This window comes from Hydrogenophaga sp. UC242_53 (genome assembly GCF_042696965.1).
In the GTDB taxonomy this organism is placed as follows: Bacteria; Pseudomonadota; Gammaproteobacteria; order Burkholderiales; family Burkholderiaceae_C; genus Hydrogenophaga.
The window spans coordinates 4,965,454-4,983,290 of record NZ_CP170552.1; the positions used below are offsets into that span (position 1 = coordinate 4,965,454).

Below are 17,837 nucleotides of genomic sequence, written 5' to 3' on the forward strand. Positions count from 1 at the left end.
GTCAGCGCGCGGCCGGGGCCGTGTTGGCGGCGCAGACGAAGACGCATCCCGGCGGTGTGCGGCCGACGAAGCGGCCGTCGGGGCACTGCAGCACATCCTGCGTGCACATGATGGGTGAGCGCTCGCTCGCGGGCGGTGTGGGTGTGGTGGTGGAGCAGGCGGCCAGCCACGGCAGCAGCGTGGCGATGCAGAGCGCGAGTTTTTTGTTCATGGTCTGCATGGTCAGCGCGGTTCGCCGCCGGTGTCAATGGGCGGGGCGGGCGGCGCGATGGCGGGTGGGGCGGCGGGCTCCGTGGTGTCGATGCCGAAGGCGGCCGCGCGCGCGCGCACCCGGGTCGCGGTCTGGATGTCCCAGACCGCCACGAACATCGCGGCGATCACCGGACCGATCACGAAACCGTTGATGCCCATGACCGCGATGCCGCCCACCGTGCTGATCAGCACCAGGTAGTCCGGCATGCCGGTGTCCTTGCCGACCAGCAGCGGGCGCAGCACGTTGTCGACCAGGCCGATCACCAGCACGCCGTACAGCGCCAGGCCCACGGCCTGCCAGACCTCGCCGGTGGCGAACAGCCAGATCGCCACCGGGCCCCAGACCAGGCCCGCGCCCACCGCCGGCAGCAGCGAGAGCACCGCCATCAGCACCGCCCACAGCAGCGCGGCGTTCACGCCCAGCACCCAGAACGCCAGGCCACCCAGCGCGCCCTGCACCAGCGCGACCACGAGGTTGCCCTTCACGGTGGCGCGCAGCACGGTGCCGAACTGCTCCAGCAGCTCCTGCTTGTCGTCGGGCGGCAGGGGGATCGCCAGGCGGATCGAGCGCACGAGGGAGCCGCCGTCGCGCACCAGGAAGAAGGCCAGGTAGAGCGCGATGAACAGGCCGATCACCAGGCCCAGCATGTCCTGCCCCAGGTTGAAGGTCTGCGTGGCGATGAACTGGCTGCCCTGCGTGAGCGCCTGCGTGAGCTTGCGCTGGATCAGGTCGAAATTGCCCAGGCCGAAGCGCGCGAGCAGGTCGGTGAGCCAGTCGGGCAGGGCGTTGAACACGCCGCGCAGCCACTGCGCGGGCTTGATCTCGCCCGACTCGATGCGGGCGTAGAGCTGGCTGGCCTCGCGCGTCAGCGAGGCGGCCACCAGCACCGTGGGCAGCACCACGATCACCACGGCGGCCAGCATGGTGGTCAGCGCCGCGAGGTTGCGGCGCTGGCCCAGGCGCGGCAGCAGCCAGCGGTTCAGCGGGGCGAACAGCAGCGCGATGATCGCGCCCCAGAGGATGGTGCCGTAGAAGGGCAGCAGGATCCAGATGAAGGCGACCGTCACCGCCCCCAGCAGCACGCGCAGCATGAGCGAACCGGAGACCGGCGACATGGACGGCGGGCTGGGGCGGGGCGGCTCGGGCGTCTGGGCCGGTGGCGCTTCGTTGGAAGGTGGCATGGGCGCTGAGGGAGAAAAAGGGTGCTCAAAGTATGGGGCCGATTGCGCCACCCTTGGAAAGCTGTTTAAATGCCATCCATATGGAATCCATATGGATGGTGAAATGACCGACCGAACCCTCGAACCCAAGCCCCGCATCGGGGACTCCGAAAAGATGACCGTGAACCTCGGCGTGGTCGATCTTGGCCAGGTGGACCTGCTGGTGCAGGAAGGTTTCTATTCGAACCGGTCCGACCTGGTCCGCACGGCGGTGCGCAACCTGCTGACCCAGCACGGCGACACCTTGCGGCAGACCGTCGCGCGCCGCACCCTCACTTTGGGCCTGCAGCACCTCGGCCGGGCCGATCTCGAGCGCGCCGTGGCGGCGGGCGAGCGCCTGCGCGTGCAGGTCGTGGGCCTGGCGCGCATCGACGACGACGTCACGCCCGAGCTCGCGCGCGCCGCGATCGAGTCGGTCTCGGTGCTCGGCGCCTTCCACGCCAGCGCCGCGGTGCGCCGCGCGCTGGCCGACCGCACCGTCTGAACCGGTTTTTTTCCTCTGTCTTCCTCCTTCGAAAGCGCCCATGACCCCCCATCCCACGATCCCGGTGAGCGTGCAGCACACCATTGAGCAGGCCCTGGCCCGCGCCGGGCTGGACGGTCGCCCGGGCCCGTTGCAGGGGGTCACCGACACCATCCGCCAAGCGCTGGCGGGCGCCGGTCTGGCCGACGTGTTCGCGCCGCGCCGCCCGGCCCCGTCCCCCACGGCCGCTGGGGGCGCCGAGGTCATTGACGTCGTCGCACGCGACCCGGGCGAGGGCCAGTTCCTGCGCCGCCGCTTCACCCATCCCACCGGGTCGCGCGACTACAAGCTCTACCTGCCCGCCGCGCGCGCCGGCGCGGCCAGCGCCGCGCCCCTGCCGCTGGTGGTGATGCTGCATGGCTGCACGCAGTCGGCGGACGACTTCGCCGCCGGCACGCAGATGAACCGCCTGGCCGACGCCCAAGGTTGTCTGGTGGTCTACCCCGAGCAGCCCGCGGGCGCCAACCCATCGCGCTGCTGGAACTGGTTCCGCGCCGAGGACCAGGGGCGCGAGGGCGGCGAGCCCGCGCTCATCGCGGGCATCGTGCGGGCCGTGGCGGCCGAGCACGCGGTGGACCCGCGCCGCATCTTCGTGGCCGGCCTCTCGGCCGGCGCGGCAATGGCGGTGATCCTGGGCGAGACGCACCCCGATCTGTTCGCCGCCGTGGGCGTGCATTCGGGCCTGCCCTACCGCAGCGCGAGCGACATCCCCTCGGCGCTGGCCGCGATGAAGGGGCGGGGCGCGGCCGCGCCGCCGCCCACCGGGCGGGCCGTGCCCACCATCGTCTTCCATGGCGACCGCGACCACACCGTGCAGGCGCGCAATGGCGAGCGCGTCGTCGAACACGCCGCCCAGGCCCACGGCCCGCAAGGCCTGCACGTCCACACCGAGACGGCCACCGTGCCCGGTGGCCGGCGCTACACCCGCACCGTGCACGCCGACGCGGCGGGCCGGCCCTGGGTGGAGTGGTGGACCCTGCACGGCGCCGGCCATGCCTGGTCGGGCGGGCATGCGTCGGGTTCGTACACCGACGGCAGCGGCCCCGACGCCTCGGCCGAGATGCTGCGCTTCTTCCTGGCCCAGTCGCCCGCGCCATGACGCCGCCACGCTCCTTTTCCGCATCGCTGGCCGCGCGCGCCGGCCTGCTGCTGGCCCGTTTCGACGGCGCGGTGATGCGCGTCGAGTCCACCCGGCCCATCGCCGAGGGGTCTGGGGCTCGCCGTGCCTTGGCCCCCGCCACCTGGGCGGCCCTGCAGGCGTGGTGCTTCACAGACGAGCGCTTTGCGCTGGCGACGCTGGCGCAGGGGCCAGCGGCCGAGCGGGCCGGGCTGGTCGAGGCGTTCTCGCGTCGGCTCGACGGCAGCGACCAGCTCGCCGCCGCCGGTGGTGCGCTCGCGGGCCTGCTGCTGCGCCTGCGCGTGAAGGGCCAGGACGCGATGTGGTGGCGCCAACGCCAACCCTCGGACCCCTGGGACGCCGGTTACCTGATCGGCGAACCGCAGGCCCTGCGCGCGTTCCGGCCGCGCCGCGCCACCCTGATGGTGGCCGAGGAGGAGGGGGTGGACGGGGCCGCGCTGAGCGAGGCCGTGCAGACCCTGGCCGCGAACAGCGCGGGCTTTCACCAGCCGGTGCGGCTGCTGGTGCTGGGCCGCAGCATCGACGCCCGGGCCTGGTCCAGCAGGCCGAGCAATTCCGTTGGCCATCACCGAGATCGCCTGGCCTTCCGAGGCCGTCGGCCCGGCCGCGAGCGCCTCCACCGCCAGCGCCAGCCGGTAGGCCCGCTCCAGGGCCTCGGCCAGGGCCAGCGCGTCGGGGCCGGGCGGCATGGGGGTCCCTACAGGGCGCGCGCCAGCATCAGCGCACCCAGGGCGATGAACACGCTGTAGAGCGCGCGCTGGAACACCAGCAGCGGCAGGCGCCGGCGCAGCACCGAGCCGAGCCAGAGCCCGGTGAAGGCCGCCCCCAGCGCGATGGCGTGGCCCGCCAGCGGCACCGCCGCGCCGCTGAGCACGGCCAGTGGCCCGAGCCGCAACGCCAGGGCCAGCGCTGCGCACCAGGAAACTCAGGCCCAGGGCCTGGATCATCACCTCCTTCTCCAGCCGCAGCGACTGCAGGTACGGCACCATGGGCATCACGAACACCCCGGTGGCGGCGGTGAGCAGGCCCGAGAGCGCGCCCGCCACGCCGCCCAGCGGGCGCGCGAAGCGGCCTGGATCGGGCAGGGCCGCCCTGGCCAGGCCCCACAGGCCGTAGGCCACCAGCACCGTGCCCAGGGTGAGGCGCGCGCCCGCGCCGGCGCTGCCCAGATCGGGCAGCGGGCTGAACACCGTGGCCGCCGCCAGCATCAGCCACATGGGCCACAGGCGGCGCGCCAGGGCACGGGCGTGCGGCCCGATGCATTGGGCGATGTTCGTCAACAGCGAAGGCAGCAGCATCAGCGTGGCCGCGGCGGCGGTGGGCATGAACAGGCCGAGCAGCGCGACGGAGAAGGTCGGCAGGCCCATGCCGGAAATGCCCTTGACCGCGCCAGCGGCCAGAAAAACGACGGCGATCAGCCCGAGCAGCGAGAGGTCCATGGGGCGGCATGGTGCGGTCCGGGGCCCGGTCTGTCCATCGCGCATCGCCAGAGGTATCCTTCGCCGATTCCGGAGGATCGCCCATGACCGCCCCCCGCGCCGCGCCCACCTACCGCGTCGACCCGTTCGACCTGCGCCTGTTCGCCGCCGTCGTGGAGCACGGCTCCATCACCGCCGGGGCGCGCCACATCCACCTCTCGCTGGCCGCAGCGAGCACGCGGCTGCAGCAGCTGGAGCACGCGCTCGGCGCCACCCTGCTGCGGCGCTCCAAACAGGGCGTGCGCACCACCGACGCCGGCCGCACCTTGCTGCTGCACGCGGCGCGCCTGCAGCGCGGCATGGAAGCGCTGCACGCCGACATGGCGGCCCATGCCCACGGCGTGCGCAGCACGGTGCGAGTGATCTGCAACACCGCCGCCATGACCGAGCACCTGCCGGGGCTGCTCGGCCGCTTCCTGGTCGAGCACCCGGACATCGACGTCGACCTGCGCGAACTCAGCAGCCTCGACGCGCTGCTCGGCATGCGCCAGGAGCAGGCCGACATCGGCATCGTGTCCGACCACGTGGGCACCGAAGGCCTGGCCACCCGGGTCTTCCGCGAAGACCGGCTGGTGGCGGTGCTGCCCCGGCAGGGCGCGCGCGCCACGCGCCGACCGCTGCCTTTCGTGGACTTGCTGGACCGCCCCTTCGTCGGGCTGCCGGTGGAGAGCGGCCTGAGCCGCCTGCTGCACGACCAGGCCTTGCAGCATGGCCGGGGCCTGCACCACCGGGTGCGGGTGCGCGGGCTGGACGCGGTGATGCAGCTGGTGGGCGAGGGCGTGGGCGTGGCGGTGGTGCCGCAGGCCACGGCGCTGCGCCTGGCGAACGAGCGCGTGGTGGTGCGCCCGCTCGGCGATGCCTGGGCCACGCGGCGTCTGCTGCTCTGCACGGCGGGCGATGCGCCGCCCGGCGCGGGGGCGGCGGCCCTGCACGCCTTCCTCGCCCGGCACAGCGAGGCCTAGGGCCGGCCGCCGCGCCGAGGTCCACGCCAGTGGGTGGCCGCGCCGAGGCGCCGTGAGGGTCTCTCGGCGCTTTTTTCATGGCGAAACGCCGTGCAATCCCTCCCAACCGTTCGTCGGATTGATTTTTAACAATCTTTTAACTAATTGTTAACTAATATAAGTGAGTGAGTGCTCGCGGCTGCTATCGAATATAGAGCTGAAAATTTGTCCAAAATTTGGATGGTATTTCAAAAAACAAAATAAAAACAACAATCTTTTAACAATTGAATTCATGCTCAGGCATGTTTTTTCCTACAGCACTTTTTCAAATTCATGACTTTTAACGCACTAATTAAGTCGTGAATTTGTAACAAGCTGCACGTCCCGATACAGTGCGCACTTGTAACCAAATGCATTGAAGTGCCTGGGCCCCGGTCCATGCGCCGCCGTGCGATGGCGTTTCAGGTCCACCGGGCCGGGCGCCCCAAGGGACACGCGACGGTCGTTCGCGTGCCACTCAGAGGGAAAAAACATGCTTCGATTTTTTGCACGCTGCGCAGGCCACGGGTGAGGGCGCGCCTGCGCGTTCGCCAGCCTTCCTGCGCGCGTTCGGCCGGCCCGTTCGCGCGCTCGGCCTGTGGGCGGCGGCCACGGTGTTCTCGGTGGGCGCGGCCCAGGCCACGCTGGTGGTGAGCCAGGCGGTGAGCGCCAGCACGATCGCGGTGGGCGACCGCACGCGACTGACCATCACCATCAGCAACAGCGACACGCAGGAAGACAACGCCGCGCTGACCAACACCCTGCCGCCGCAGCTGCGGTTCTATCCCGCCGGCCATCCGGGCTACGTGGCCCCCACGAGCACCTGCGCCGGCGCGTCGATCAACCTCGGCGCGGGCCCCGGCGGCGTCGACCGGCTCCAGGTCAGCGGCTTCACCATCCCGCCCCACGTCGGCGGCGTGGACGGCAGCTGCACGATCTCGGTGGACCTCACCTCCTACGACGGCGGAGACATCTGGGACAACGTCATCAACCCCGGCGACCTCTCGCCCGCGGCGGTCTCGGCGGCGACGCAAAGCGTGTCGGTCACCGAACTCAGGAACCCCACGGTGTCCAAGAACCTGGGCGGCGCCACGCTCACCCAGGGCCTCTCGCGCACCGCGACCATCACGCTGAGCAACCCCAACAGCGCGTACAACATCCCGCTGACCAGCTTCACCGACAACCTGCCTTCCAACCTGCAGGTCACCGGCGTGGTCTCCAACACCTGCGGCAGCACGGCAGGTTTCACGGCCAGCAGCGTCACCCTCACCGGCGGCGCGATTCCCGCCGGCTCACCCGGCACCTGCCAGCTGCAATTCACCGTGCGCGGCGTGCTGCCGGCCGCCACCGCCTCGCTGGCCGACGTCAACAGCCTGCCCGCCGGCGCCGTGGGCAACACGCGTGGCCTGACCTCGCCCGCGGACACCACCAACATCACCGTCAACAGCCCGATCACGGTGCGCAAGGGCTTCTCGGTCACGCCGCTGACGGCGGGCGCCGACTCGCTGATGACCGTGCGCATCGGCAACAACAGCGCCGCCGCGCTCACCGGCGTCGGCCTGAGCGACACCACCGTGGGCGCGCGCTGGCCGGCCGCGCTGACCAACTCGGGCGCCATCGGCGCGGCCCAGCTCAGCGGTTGCGGCGCGGGCGCGAGCCTGGTCGCCGGGCCCGGGGGCCAGGGCTTCGTGCTCGCGGGCGCCGAGATCGCCGCCGGCGGCGAATGCCGCGTCCAGTTCAACGTCACCTCGACCACCACCGGCACCCACACCAACGCGCTGCCCAGCGGCGCGGTGAGCAACACCCAGGGTTTCACCTCGCCCGCGAGCTCGGCGCCGATCGAGGTGCGCGACAACGCGCTCACGGTCGCCAAGGCGATCACCCCGACCACCGTGGCGCCCGGCGACGTGGCGCTCTTCTCGGTGGCGGTCACTTCGTTCAGCCTCACGCCGCAGACCAGCGTGAACTTCACCGACACCCTGCCGGCGGGCATGGTCTACGTGGACGCCACCACCGGCGGCATCACGCCCGTCATCAGCGGCGGCTGCAGCTTCGCCGGCGGCGTGCCCATGCCCACGCCGCTGGCCACCACGCCGGGTTTCAGCTTCAACTTCCCCGGCGCCGCACCGGGCGGCACCACCTGCGTGGTGAGCTTCACCGCGCGCGTGCCGGCCAACGCCGTGCCGGGCGCCACGCTCACCAACAGCAGCTTCAGCGCCGGCAACGGCACGGTCACGGGCAGTTCGGGCGCGGTGAGCCTCACGGCGGTCAACCCGCTGGTGGTCACCAAGACCTTCGACGGCGTGACCGCGCGCCAGCGTTTCCAGGGCGCGCCCTCGGTGGCGCAGATCGAGCTGACCAACAACAACTTTTCGGCGCTCGCCGGCCTCGCCTTCAGCGACAGCCTGCCCGCCGGTCTGCGCGTGGCCGACCCGGCCAACGCCACCACCACCTGCGGCGGCAGCGTCAGCGCCAACCCGGGCGACACGTCCTTCTCGCTCAGCGGCGGCAGCCTGCCGGCGCGCGCGGGCACCAGCCCCTTCTCGCCCGGCCAGTGCAGCGTGCGCGTGAACGTGGTCGGCGGCACGATCGGCGTGCACACCAACAGCATCCCGGCCTACAACGGCAGCAACGCGGCCGCCACCGTCAGCGCCACCGGCACGGTGGCGAACGTGCCCGGCACCACGGTGCGCAACCTCAACGCCACCTCCGCCACGCTGGAGTACCTGCCCGCGCTGACCGTTGCGCAAGACCTTCCTGACCAACCCGGTGCAGGTGGGTGGCACCAGCCGCGTGCGCATCACGCTGGGCAACACCGGCAACGGCCAGCTCACCGGCGTGCGCGCCACCGACCCGCTGGCCGGCACCGGCCTCACGCTCGCGACCCCGGCCAAGGCCAGCACGACCTGCGCCGGCCCGGTGGTGCTCAACGCGCCCGACGGCGGCAGCACCGCCTCGATCAGCGGCGCCACCATCGCCGGCGGCACCAGCTGCGACTTCCTGTTCGACGTGCTGAGCACCAGCGGCACACCGTCGGTGAACACGCTCGCGCCCGGCGCCGTCACGGCCGACGGCGGCGTGCGCAGCACCGGCACCACCACGGCCACGCTCAACAAGGTCACCAGCCGCGTGAACCTGACCAAGAGCTTCGCGCCCACCTCCATCGCCGGGCCTGGCAGCGTCTCGCGCCTGACCATCGTCATCGACAACACCACCGCCACCGCGCTGACCGAGCTCGCGGTGGCCGACAACATGCCCGCCGGCATGGTGGTCGGCGTGGTGCCCAACGCCGCCACCACCTGCCCGGGCGGCCGCGTGGAGGCCGTGACCGGCACGCGCGTGGTGCGCCTGAGCGGCGGCACGCTCGCGGGCAACGCGAGCTGCACGGTCTCGGCGGACATCACCTCCAGCGTCGTCGGCACGCTCAACAACACCCTGCCGGCCGGGGCCATCACCAACACCCAGGGCGTGACCAACGCCAGCCCCTTCACCGCCAACCTCGGCGCGCTCGCGGGCATGGGCGTGGAGAAACACTTCGAGCCCTCCGCCGTGGCGGCCGGCCAGCCCGCGCGCCTGGTGATCCAGGTGCGCAACTCGCTGCCGCAGCCGCTCACCAACATCTCCACCACCGACCACCTGCCCGCCGGCATGGTCGTGGCGCAGCCCGGCCAATGTCAGCACCACCTGCGCGGGCGCGGTGATCACCGCCGTCGGTGACAAGGTCTCGTTCCGGGGCGCGCAGCTGCCCGTCGGCCCCAGCGTCTGCGAGGTGCGCGTCAACGTGGTCGTGCCGGTCGCGGGCGCCTACGTCAACACCATGCCGGGCGGCACCGTGATCGCCAACGACGGCGCGGTGACCAACCCGCAGCCCGGCCCCAGCGCCACGCTGCACGTGCTGCAGCCACCCACCATCGCCAAGGCGTTCGCGCAGGGCACCGTGGCACCTGGCGCTGGCGCAACCGCCTCACGGTGACCATCAGCAACCCCAACGCCGCCCAGGCCCTGACCGGTGTCGTGCTGCGCGATCCGCTGCCCACCGGCCTGTTCGTGGCCCAGGTGCCCAACGCCTCGACCACCTGCGCGGGGGGCACGGTGAGCGCCGTCGCCTCGGCCGACAGCGCCCAGATCGCCGGCGCCACCGTGCCGGCCGGGGGCTCGTGCAGCTTCGCCTTCGACACCGTCTCCAACGTGCCGGGCCTGTACACCAACACCATCCCCGCCGGTGCGATCACCAGCAACGAGGGGGTCAGCAACCCCGACCCGGCGAGCGCGCCGGTGCGCGTGCTGGAGCCGCCCACGGTGGTGAAGGCCTTCGTGCCGCCGAGCATCTCGCCCAACGGCGTGTCCCGCCTGACCATCACGCTGGGCAACGCCAACCCGGCGGCCCAGACGCTGGCGCAGGCGCTGGACGACACGCTGCCGGCCGGCGTGCTGGTCGCGCCCACGCCCGCCATCGGCGGCACCTGCAGCACCGGCTCGGTCACGGCCGCGGCCGGCACGGCGCTGGTGCGCTACGCCAGCGGCGCGAGCATCCCGCCCGGCGGCTGCACGATCTCGGTGAACGTCACGGCCAGCGTGGCCGGCACCTACCCCAACCGCATCCTGGCCGGCGCGCTGCGCACCGACGCGGGCAGCAACCCCACGCCGGCCGAGGCCCCGCTGGTGGTCAGCCCGCTGGGTTCCATTTCCGGCCGCGTCTACCTCGATGCCAACAACGACGGCGCCTTCACCGCCGGTGAAGCGCCGCTGGCCGGCCAGGCCGTGAGCCTGCTGCGCGCCAGCGACGGCCAGGTGCTGCAGAAGACCACCACCGACGCGGGCGGCTTCTACGTGTTCAGCGGCCTGGTGGATTCCGCCACCCTGGGCTCGGCCTACACCGTGCGCTACCTGCGCTCGGGCAGCGACTCGGTGGGCGGCAGCGCGCTCGCGCCGTCGAGCGCGCTCAACGCCTCGAGCCGCAGTTACCAGGCCCGCGTGACCGCCGCGACCGCGGCCGAAGCCAGCCTGGTGGGCGGCACCGGCCAGGTTGCGACGCCCAGCGTGGACGGCATCAACGCGGTCTCGCTGCGCAGCGGCATCCGGCTCGACGCGGCCGGCGGCAACGTGCCAGTTCGGTGGGCAACCACTTCGGTGAACTGCGCGCGTCCGAGATCGCTGGCCAGGTCTACCGCGACGACAACCACAACGGCGTGCCCAACGGCACCGAGCCCGGCCTGCCGGGCGTGCAGATCACGCTGGTGGGCGTGGACGACCGGGGCAACCCGGTCTCGCTGACCACCACCACCGACGCCAGCGGCCGCTACCGCTTCACCGACCTGCGGCCCAGCTGCAGCCCGCTGGCGGCCCCGACCTGCCCGGGCTACGTGGTCACGCAGGGCGCGCAGCCCGCCGGCACGGTCAACGGCATTCCCACGGCCGGCACGGTCAACGACCTGGGCTCGGGCGGCGCCACCGGCACCGCCGGCACGGCCTCGAACAACGCGCCCGCCATCAGCCACGGCGCACCGGCCTACAGCATCCCGGCCGGCACCAGCCGCATCGCCGGCATCGTGCTGCCGCCCAACGCGCGCTCGGCCGGCAACAACTTCGGCGAGATCGGCAACGACCGCAGCATCAGCGGCCGCATCTTCACCGACGGCAACGGCGACGGCGCCTTCAACGGCAGCGATGCCGGCGTGGGCAGCGGCGCGGGCGGCGCGAACAACGTGCCGCAGACGCTGACGCTCACCGGCAACGACCTCAACGGCAACCCGGTGTCGATCACCACCACCACCGACGCCAGCGGCCAATACAACTTCACCGGCGTGCCGCCGGGCACCAGCTACACGGTCACCTGCACCACCTGCGCGCCCCCGGCCGGCTTCCTCAACAGCACCGCGCCGCTGGCCTGGCCGGGCAGCACCGGCGGCACGGCCGGCGGCACCCAGGCCGTGCCCGCGATCACCGGCATCGACCTCAGCGGCGTGAAGACCGCCTCGGTGGACAACCACTTCACCAAGACCCTGCCGGGCAGCCAGATCTCGGGCGTCGTCTACTTCGACCCCGACAACAGCGGCGGCGTGTTCACGCCCGACGACCAGCCGGTGCCGGGCCGCACCCTGGAGCTGCGCGACCAGGCGAGCAACGCGCTGATCGCCACCACCACCACCGACGCCAGCGGCGCCTACAGCTTCAGCGGCCTGCCGGTGGGCAACTACCGCGTGCTCATGCCGGCGCTGCCGACGGGCACCACCCACGGCATCACCAGCGCCGGCACGCTGGCGGGCGCGCCCAACGGCACGCCCAGCGCGCCGGGCGCGGCGCCCGCGTCCATCGCCAACATCGCCGTGGCCGCGAACCAGAGCACGGCGCACCACAACTTCCCGCTGGTCGCCAACATCCAGATCGCCGGCCGCGTCTACGAAGACCGCGACTTCGACGGCCAGTTCGGCGGCACCGACGTGGGCCTGCCCGGCGGCACCCTGGGCCTGGTCGGCACCGACGCGTTCGGCAACCCCATCACGCGCTACACCACCACCAACGCCAGCGGCCAGTACAGCTTCACCGGCCTGGCGCCGGGCAACTACACCGTGCGCCAGACCCAGCCGCTGGGCTACACCAGCGTGCGCAACACGCCCGGCCCCGTGACCGGTGGCAGCGCCGGCACCGTGGGTCCGCTCGGTGGCGCCGTGGAGACCATCGCGCTGCGCTTCGTCGCCACGCCCGGCGCGGCGCTGCAGGTGAACTTCGGTGAAACGCAGGGCGAGGGCGTGCGCGGCTACAAGTCCGCCCGCATCGTCTCGCCGGCCGCCGCCCTGGGCGTCTCGCCCGGTGCCGAGGTGGTCTGGCAGGTGATCTACCAGAACGACAGCGCCTACCCGGTCACGGTGGACGTGCGCGACACGCTGCCCGACTTCATGACCCGCGCCGGCGCGCCCGCCATCACCCATGGCGGCGGCAACGGCGGCGTGTTCACGCCCAACGCCGGCTTCACCGGCACCGCGGGCGGTGACCTGCTGGGCTCGGCGAACCTGCCCGCAGGCGCCTGGGTGTCGGTCGACATCCCGGTGATCGTCACGGCCGGCGCCACCACCACGCGCTTCAACCAGGCCACGGCCGGCCCCACCGGCATCCGCACCGACGCGGTGGACAACGGCACGCCCACCGGCGGGCCGGGCCAGCCGCCCTCGGGCGTGATCCCACCGGGCAGCGTGCCGCAGACGCCGTACCAGACCCCGGGCCTGGACGCCACCGGCGTGCCGCTGTCCTCGCTGCCCGCCGCGCTCTCGGGCTTCGTCTGGCGCGACAACAACGGCGACCGCCGCCGCGACGGCAATGACACACCCATCCCCGACTGGGCGGTGGAAGTGGTCGGCAGCGACGGCCAGGCCGTGGCCTGCCGCCTGGTGCCGTCCAACAGCGCGCAGGGCTGCGTGAGCATGCCCGACGGCCGCAGCCTGTTCCGCACCGGGGCCGACGGCGCCTACGGCGTGATCGGCCTGGTGCCCGGCGACTACAAGGTGTACTTCCGCGACCCGGCCAACAACGTCATCTACGGCACGCCGCAGAACAGCGGCGCCGACACGAACTCGCGCCTGGCCCGCGAGCGCGACCACCTGGCCGTCTCGCTGCAGCCCGGCGCCAACCTGCAGCAGCAGGACCTGCCGCTCGACCCCTCGGGCGTGGTCTACGACGCCAACACCCGCGCGCCGGTCGACGCCTCGCTGGTGCGCTTCTGCGGCCCGGCCGGCTTCAACCCCGCCACCATGCTGGTGGGTGGCGCGAGCTACGTGGCCGTGGGCAACTGCGCGCAGATGACCACCGGGCCGCTGGGCTTCTACCAGTTCCTGCTGGCCCCGGGCGCGCCCACCGGCGAGTACACGCTGAGCGCCTCGGCGCCCAACTACGCGCCCACGCCGATCGCCTCGATCCCGCCGGCCCCTGGCGTGTTCACGCCCTCGGGCGCCTCGCCCTACCTGGTGCAGGCCCAGGCCGGCCCGCCGCCGATCGGCCAGCCCACCACCTACTACCTGCGCCTGAACCTGGCGCCGGGCATGCCCGACCTGATCCACAACCACATCCCGCTGGAACCCTTCAACGGCGCCGGCCTGTTCCTGCAGAAGCAGGTGCTGCGCGACGTGGTCGAGATCGGTGACTCGGTGCAGTACACGCTGCGCGTGCAGAGCCCCAACGGCGCGGCGAGCAACGTGGTCATCACCGACAGCCTGCCGGCCGGCCTGCGCCTGATCCCGGGCACGGTGGCGCAGGACGGCGTGGTCGTGGCCGACCCGGCCGGCTCGCCCGGCCCGGTGCTGAACTTCGCGCTGGGCAACTTCGCCGCCAACACGCCGGTCACCGTGACCTACCGCGTGCGCGTCGGTGTCGGCGCCCAGCAGGGCGATGGCATCAACCGCGCCCAGGCCGCAGGTGTGGTGGGGGGCGTGCCCGTCACCTCCAACCGCGCGCAGGCCCGCATCCGCATCACCGGCGGCGTGTTCTTCCAGGAAGCCTGCGTGATGGGCAAGGTGTTCATGGACTGCAACCGCAACCGCATCCAGGACGCCGAGGAAGTCGGCATCCCCGGCGTGCGCCTGTACCTGCAGGACGGCACGCACCTGGTCTCCGACAGCGAAGGCAAGTACAGCATCTGCGGCCTGCCCGCGCGCACCTCGGTGCTGCGCGTGGACCCGACCACGCTGCCGGCCGGCAGCCAGCTCGTGACCAGCAGCAACCGCAACGCGCTGGACGCCGGCAGCCTGTTCCTCGACCTCAAGTTCGGCGAGCTGCACCGCGCCGACTTCATCGAAGGCAGCTGCTCGCCCGCCGTGCTCGAGCAGGTGGAAAACCGCCGCCGCCTCGGCCAGATCGTCGCCCCGCTGGTCGACCCACCGACACCCACCCCGCGCGTCTTCCGCTCCGGCCCGCCGGCCCGCGTGGGAGGTGCGAAATGAAAGCCCGTCTTCCCATGCGATCCGCTCTGACCTCGGCCGTGCTGCTCCTGCCCCTGGGCCTGGCGCTCGCGCAGACCACCGCGCCCCTGGCCCCGCGTTTCACGCCCCTGGCCCCGGGCAGCGACCCGGCCCGGGGCCCGGGTGAGACCGCGCTGCCCGCGCCCACCACCGCGCTGCCGCTGGCCGCGAACTGGCGCGCCACCAGCCTGGCCGACCACGGCCAGCTGGTGCTCGAGGCCGCGCAGGACCAGGTCGCCGCCGACGGCCGCTCGGTCGTGCTGCTCACCCTGCGCCTGTTCGACCGCGACGGCCAGAAGGTGACCACGCCCATCGACGTGACCGTGCGCCACCACCCGGGGGCGCGTGCGCCTGCCCGATGCCGCCGTGGACGAACCGCCGCGCCAGAACCTGCGCCTCACGGTGCGCGGGGGCGAGGCCGTGGTCGAGCTCGTCGCGTCCTATGAGCCGGGCGATGCCGAGCTGCAGGTGCAGTCCGGCAACGTGGTGGTGCACGGGCGCGTGGGCATGGTGACCGAGCGCCGGCCCATGATCGCCGTCGGCGTCATCGAAGGCACGCTCGACCTCAGCCGCCTCAAGGCCTCGCAGGTCAGCCCGGCGCGCGAGAACGACGGCTTCGAGCTCGAGATCCAGCGCCACGCCAACGGCTTCGACAACGGCAAGGGCTCGCTCGGCGCGCGCACCGCGTTCTTCCTCAAGGGCGTGGTGAAAGGCGAGACCCTGCTCACCCTGGCCTACGACTCCGAGAAGGAAAGCCGGGGCCGGCTGTTCCGCGACATCCAGCCCGACCAGTACTACCCGATCTACGGCGACTCCTCGCTGCGCGGCTTCGACGCGCAGTCGCGCCAGCGCCTGTACGTGCGGGTCGACCAGGGCCGCTCCTTCGTGCTGTTCGGCGACTTCAACACCGGCACCGGCGGGCCCGCGCGCGAGCTCAGCCGCCTCAACCGCTCGGTCTCCGGCCTGCAGCTGCACCACGAGGGCGAGACCTTCGAGGCCAACGCCTGGGTGGTGCGCGACAACGTCGCGCAGGTGGTGGACGAACAGCCCGCGCGCGGCGTCTCCGGCCCCTACCGGCTCTCCAGCAGCGAGGGCATCTCGGGCTCCGAGAAGGTCGAGATCCTCACGCGCGACCGCAACCAGCCCTCCATCATCCTGCGCGCCGAGCCCATGGTGCGCTTCGTGGACTACGAGTTCGAGCCCTTCGCCGGCAGCGTGGTGTTCCGCGCGCCCGTGCCCTCGGTAGACGCGAACATGAACCCGATGTCGGTGCGCATCACCTACGAGGTGGAGCAGGGCGGGCCCAAGTACTGGCTCGGTGGCGTGGACGGCTCGTGGCGCATCACGCCCGCGCTCGAGATCGGCGCCAGCCACGTGGAATCGCAGGACCCGTCCGACCCCTACAAGCTCAGCGGCGTGAACGCCACGCTGCGCCTGGGCGAGCAGAGCTGGGCGCTGGTGGAGCTGGCGCGCTCCGACCGCGAGGCCCTGGGCGAGCGGGGCAAGGGCGACGGCGCGCGCGTGGAAGTGCGCCACCAGGGCGAGCGGCTCGACGCGCGCCTGTGGGCCGGCGAGACCGACCGCGAGTTCTCCAACCTCTCGTCCTCGTACAACGGCGGGCGCGCCGAGGCCGGCGCGGTGGCGAGCTACCAGATCAACGAGGACTGGTCGCTGCGCGTGGACGCCATGCGCTCCGAGGACAAGGCGGTGGAAGCGGTGCGCGAGACGGCCTACGCCGGCGTGCAGTACCGCCTCACGCCCAAGTGGACTGTGGGCGTGGGCCTGCGCCATGGCCGCGACGAAGGCGGCGTGCCCAACGCGGCCTCCGCCTGGGGCGTGAACATCCCGCAGACCTCGGGCTTCACGCCCTTCCAGATCAACGCGCCGCTGTTCTCCGCCGCGCCGGGCCAGACGCGCAGCTTCACCGCGCTCTCGCTGAGCGCGCAAGGCCAGCTGAGCGACCGCCTCACCGTGCTCGGCGAACTCGAGCAGGACGTGGAGAACGCGCGCGGCCAGCGCATCACGCTCGGCGCCGACTACCGACTGAGCGAGCAGTTCCGCGCCTACGGTCGCGCCGAGGTGTCCAAGGGCCTGGGTGGTGTCAACGGCCTGGCCACCGATGGGCGCGAGACCGCGCTCGTGGCAGGCCTCTCCAGCGAGACCTTCCGCGACGGCGAAGTCTTCAACGAGTACCGCCTGCGCGACGCGATCTCGGGCGAGGACGCGGTCAACGCCATCGGCCTGCGCCAGACCTTCCGCGTGGCCGAGGGCGTGCGCTACAGCGCCAGCGTCGAACACCAGAAGGCGATCGCGGGCGATGCCTCGTCCGCCACCGCGCTCACCGGCGGCATCGACCTGGCCTACGACCCGACCTGGCGCGCCACCGGCCGCCTGGAGTGGCGCCGCGACCGCAACCACGACGCCTGGCTCTCCACCCTGGGCACCACGGTGAAGATCGACCGCGACTGGTCTTTGCTCGCGCGCAACACGCTCTCGCTGCAGAACGCGCGCCACGCGGGCGCCTTCGACCAGTGGCAGGACCGCTTCCAGATCGGCGCGGCCTACCGCCAGACCGACCTCAACCGCGTCAACGCGCTCGGCCTGTACGAGCTGCGCGCCGAGAACGACGAAAACCCCGGCGTGGACTACCGCCGCACCTCGCACGCGGTCTCGCTGCACGCCGACTACCACCCCAGCCGGCCCTGGTGGCTCACCGGGCGCCTGGCCGGCAAGCGCGTGTCCGAGCGCTTCCTCGGCGGCATGCGCTCCAACTACACCGCCTGGCTGGTCGGGGGCCGCATCACCTGGGACCTGTCCGAGCGCTGGGACGTGGGCCTGCAGCACCACCTGATGTGGAGCCCGCAGGGCAACACACGCCAGGACTCCTTTGGCGTCGAAGCGGGTTACCTCGTCAAGGCCAACCTCTGGCTGTCCTTCGGCGTGAACCTGCGCGGCTTCCGCGACGACGAGCTGACCGGCGCGGCCTACACCCGCAAGGGCGTGTACCTGCGGCTGCGCTTCAAGTTCGACGAGACCCTGTTCCGGGGCAGCGATCCCGCCACCAACCGCGCCCTGAGCCCGCTGGCTTCGGCCGCCCGTCCCTGATCTGTTGAGAGGCCCTTGCCATGACTTCCAAATCCTTTCTTCTGTCCCTGCTGGCGCTGGCGGCCCTGAGCGGCTGCGCCGTGACCGACCCGCGCGCCACCGACCGCGCGCCCGGCGCCGTGCCGCCCTTCGCCGAAGCCACGCGCTTCACCGACGAGGCGCAGCGCGCCGACCACCGCACCCTGCAATCGG

The 17,837-nt window shown here is 72.3% G+C and carries 13 protein-coding genes and 1 pseudogene; 10 read left to right on the forward strand and 4 right to left on the reverse strand.

All coding sequences use genetic code 11. The annotated features are described in order from the left end of the window. Position 1 precedes the first annotated feature (1 nt). Both ACFJI0_RS24960 and ACFJI0_RS24965 read right to left on the reverse strand, forming a co-directional pair. Complete coding sequence (locus ACFJI0_RS24960) at positions 2–211, reverse strand: hypothetical protein (RefSeq protein ID WP_382322759.1); 210 nt, start codon at positions 209–211, stop codon at positions 2–4. An 11-nt stretch (positions 212–222) separates the two neighbouring features. Further along, a complete protein-coding gene (locus ACFJI0_RS24965) occupies positions 223–1,368 on the reverse strand; it encodes an AI-2E family transporter (protein WP_382325822.1) in 1,146 nt (381 codons plus the stop codon). A 169-nt stretch (positions 1,369–1,537) separates the two neighbouring features. Between ACFJI0_RS24965 and ACFJI0_RS24970 the strand changes: the two genes are divergently transcribed. Genes ACFJI0_RS24970 through ACFJI0_RS24980 form a run of 3 tightly spaced genes read left to right on the forward strand, consistent with a single transcriptional unit; the run spans position 1,538 to position 3,883 of the window. Next, a complete protein-coding gene (locus tag ACFJI0_RS24970) occupies positions 1,538–1,957 on the forward strand; it encodes a CopG family transcriptional regulator (RefSeq protein ID WP_382322760.1) in 420 nt (139 codons plus the stop codon). 40 nt (positions 1,958–1,997) lie between these two features. After that, positions 1,998–3,095 (forward strand): alpha/beta hydrolase family esterase, encoded by a 1,098-nt coding sequence (locus ACFJI0_RS24975; protein WP_382322761.1) that lies wholly within the window; start codon positions 1,998–2,000, stop codon positions 3,093–3,095. Further along, a complete protein-coding gene (locus ACFJI0_RS24980) occupies positions 3,092–3,883 on the forward strand; it encodes a hypothetical protein (protein WP_382325910.1) in 792 nt (263 codons plus the stop codon). Before ACFJI0_RS24975 ends, ACFJI0_RS24980 begins: the two co-directional genes overlap by 4 nt. Here ACFJI0_RS24980 and ACFJI0_RS24985 read toward each other — a convergent pair. After that, entirely contained in the window at positions 3,832–4,029 is a 198-nt protein-coding gene (locus tag ACFJI0_RS24985; protein WP_382325912.1) for a hypothetical protein, read from the reverse strand. The two genes, ACFJI0_RS24980 and ACFJI0_RS24985, sit on opposite strands and share 52 nt — an antisense overlap. Positions 4,030–4,102: 73 nt before the next feature. Further along, positions 4,103–4,618, reverse strand: a pseudogene (locus tag ACFJI0_RS24990) (sulfite exporter TauE/SafE family protein); the annotation flags it as partial. Positions 4,619–4,656: 38 nt separating this feature from the next. Between ACFJI0_RS24990 and ACFJI0_RS24995 the strand changes: the two are divergent. The 7 genes from ACFJI0_RS24995 (at position 4,657) to ACFJI0_RS25025 (ending at position 17,645) form a co-directional block, all read left to right on the forward strand. Continuing rightward, the gene (locus tag ACFJI0_RS24995) at positions 4,657–5,574 is read left to right on the forward strand and encodes a LysR family transcriptional regulator (RefSeq protein ID WP_382163321.1); all 918 of its coding nucleotides are present in this window, start codon (positions 4,657–4,659) and stop codon (positions 5,572–5,574) included. Between the two features lie 524 nt (positions 5,575–6,098). Beyond that, a complete protein-coding gene (locus ACFJI0_RS25000; RefSeq protein ID WP_382322762.1) occupies positions 6,099–9,293 on the forward strand; it encodes a hypothetical protein in 3,195 nt (1,064 codons plus the stop codon). Beyond that, on the forward strand, positions 9,290–9,565 hold the full coding sequence (locus ACFJI0_RS25005; RefSeq protein ID WP_382322763.1) for a hypothetical protein: 276 nt from the start codon (positions 9,290–9,292) through the stop codon (positions 9,563–9,565). Before ACFJI0_RS25000 ends, ACFJI0_RS25005 begins: the two co-directional genes overlap by 4 nt. After that, positions 9,562–10,866, forward strand: coding sequence for an SdrD B-like domain-containing protein (locus ACFJI0_RS25010; RefSeq protein ID WP_382322764.1), 1,305 nt, complete (start codon positions 9,562–9,564; stop codon positions 10,864–10,866). The genes ACFJI0_RS25005 and ACFJI0_RS25010 overlap by 4 nt, the downstream gene beginning before the upstream one ends. Further along, positions 10,782–14,522 (forward strand): SdrD B-like domain-containing protein, encoded by a 3,741-nt coding sequence (locus ACFJI0_RS25015; protein ID WP_382325825.1) that lies wholly within the window; start codon positions 10,782–10,784, stop codon positions 14,520–14,522. The genes ACFJI0_RS25010 and ACFJI0_RS25015 overlap by 85 nt, the downstream gene beginning before the upstream one ends. A gap of 14 nt (positions 14,523–14,536) precedes the next feature. Beyond that, complete coding sequence (locus ACFJI0_RS25020) at positions 14,537–14,986, forward strand: hypothetical protein (RefSeq protein ID WP_382322765.1); 450 nt, start codon at positions 14,537–14,539, stop codon at positions 14,984–14,986. Further along, entirely contained in the window at positions 14,907–17,645 is a 2,739-nt protein-coding gene (locus ACFJI0_RS25025; RefSeq protein ID WP_382322766.1) for a hypothetical protein, read from the forward strand. The genes ACFJI0_RS25020 and ACFJI0_RS25025 overlap by 80 nt, the downstream gene beginning before the upstream one ends. Positions 17,646–17,837 lie beyond the last annotated feature (192 nt).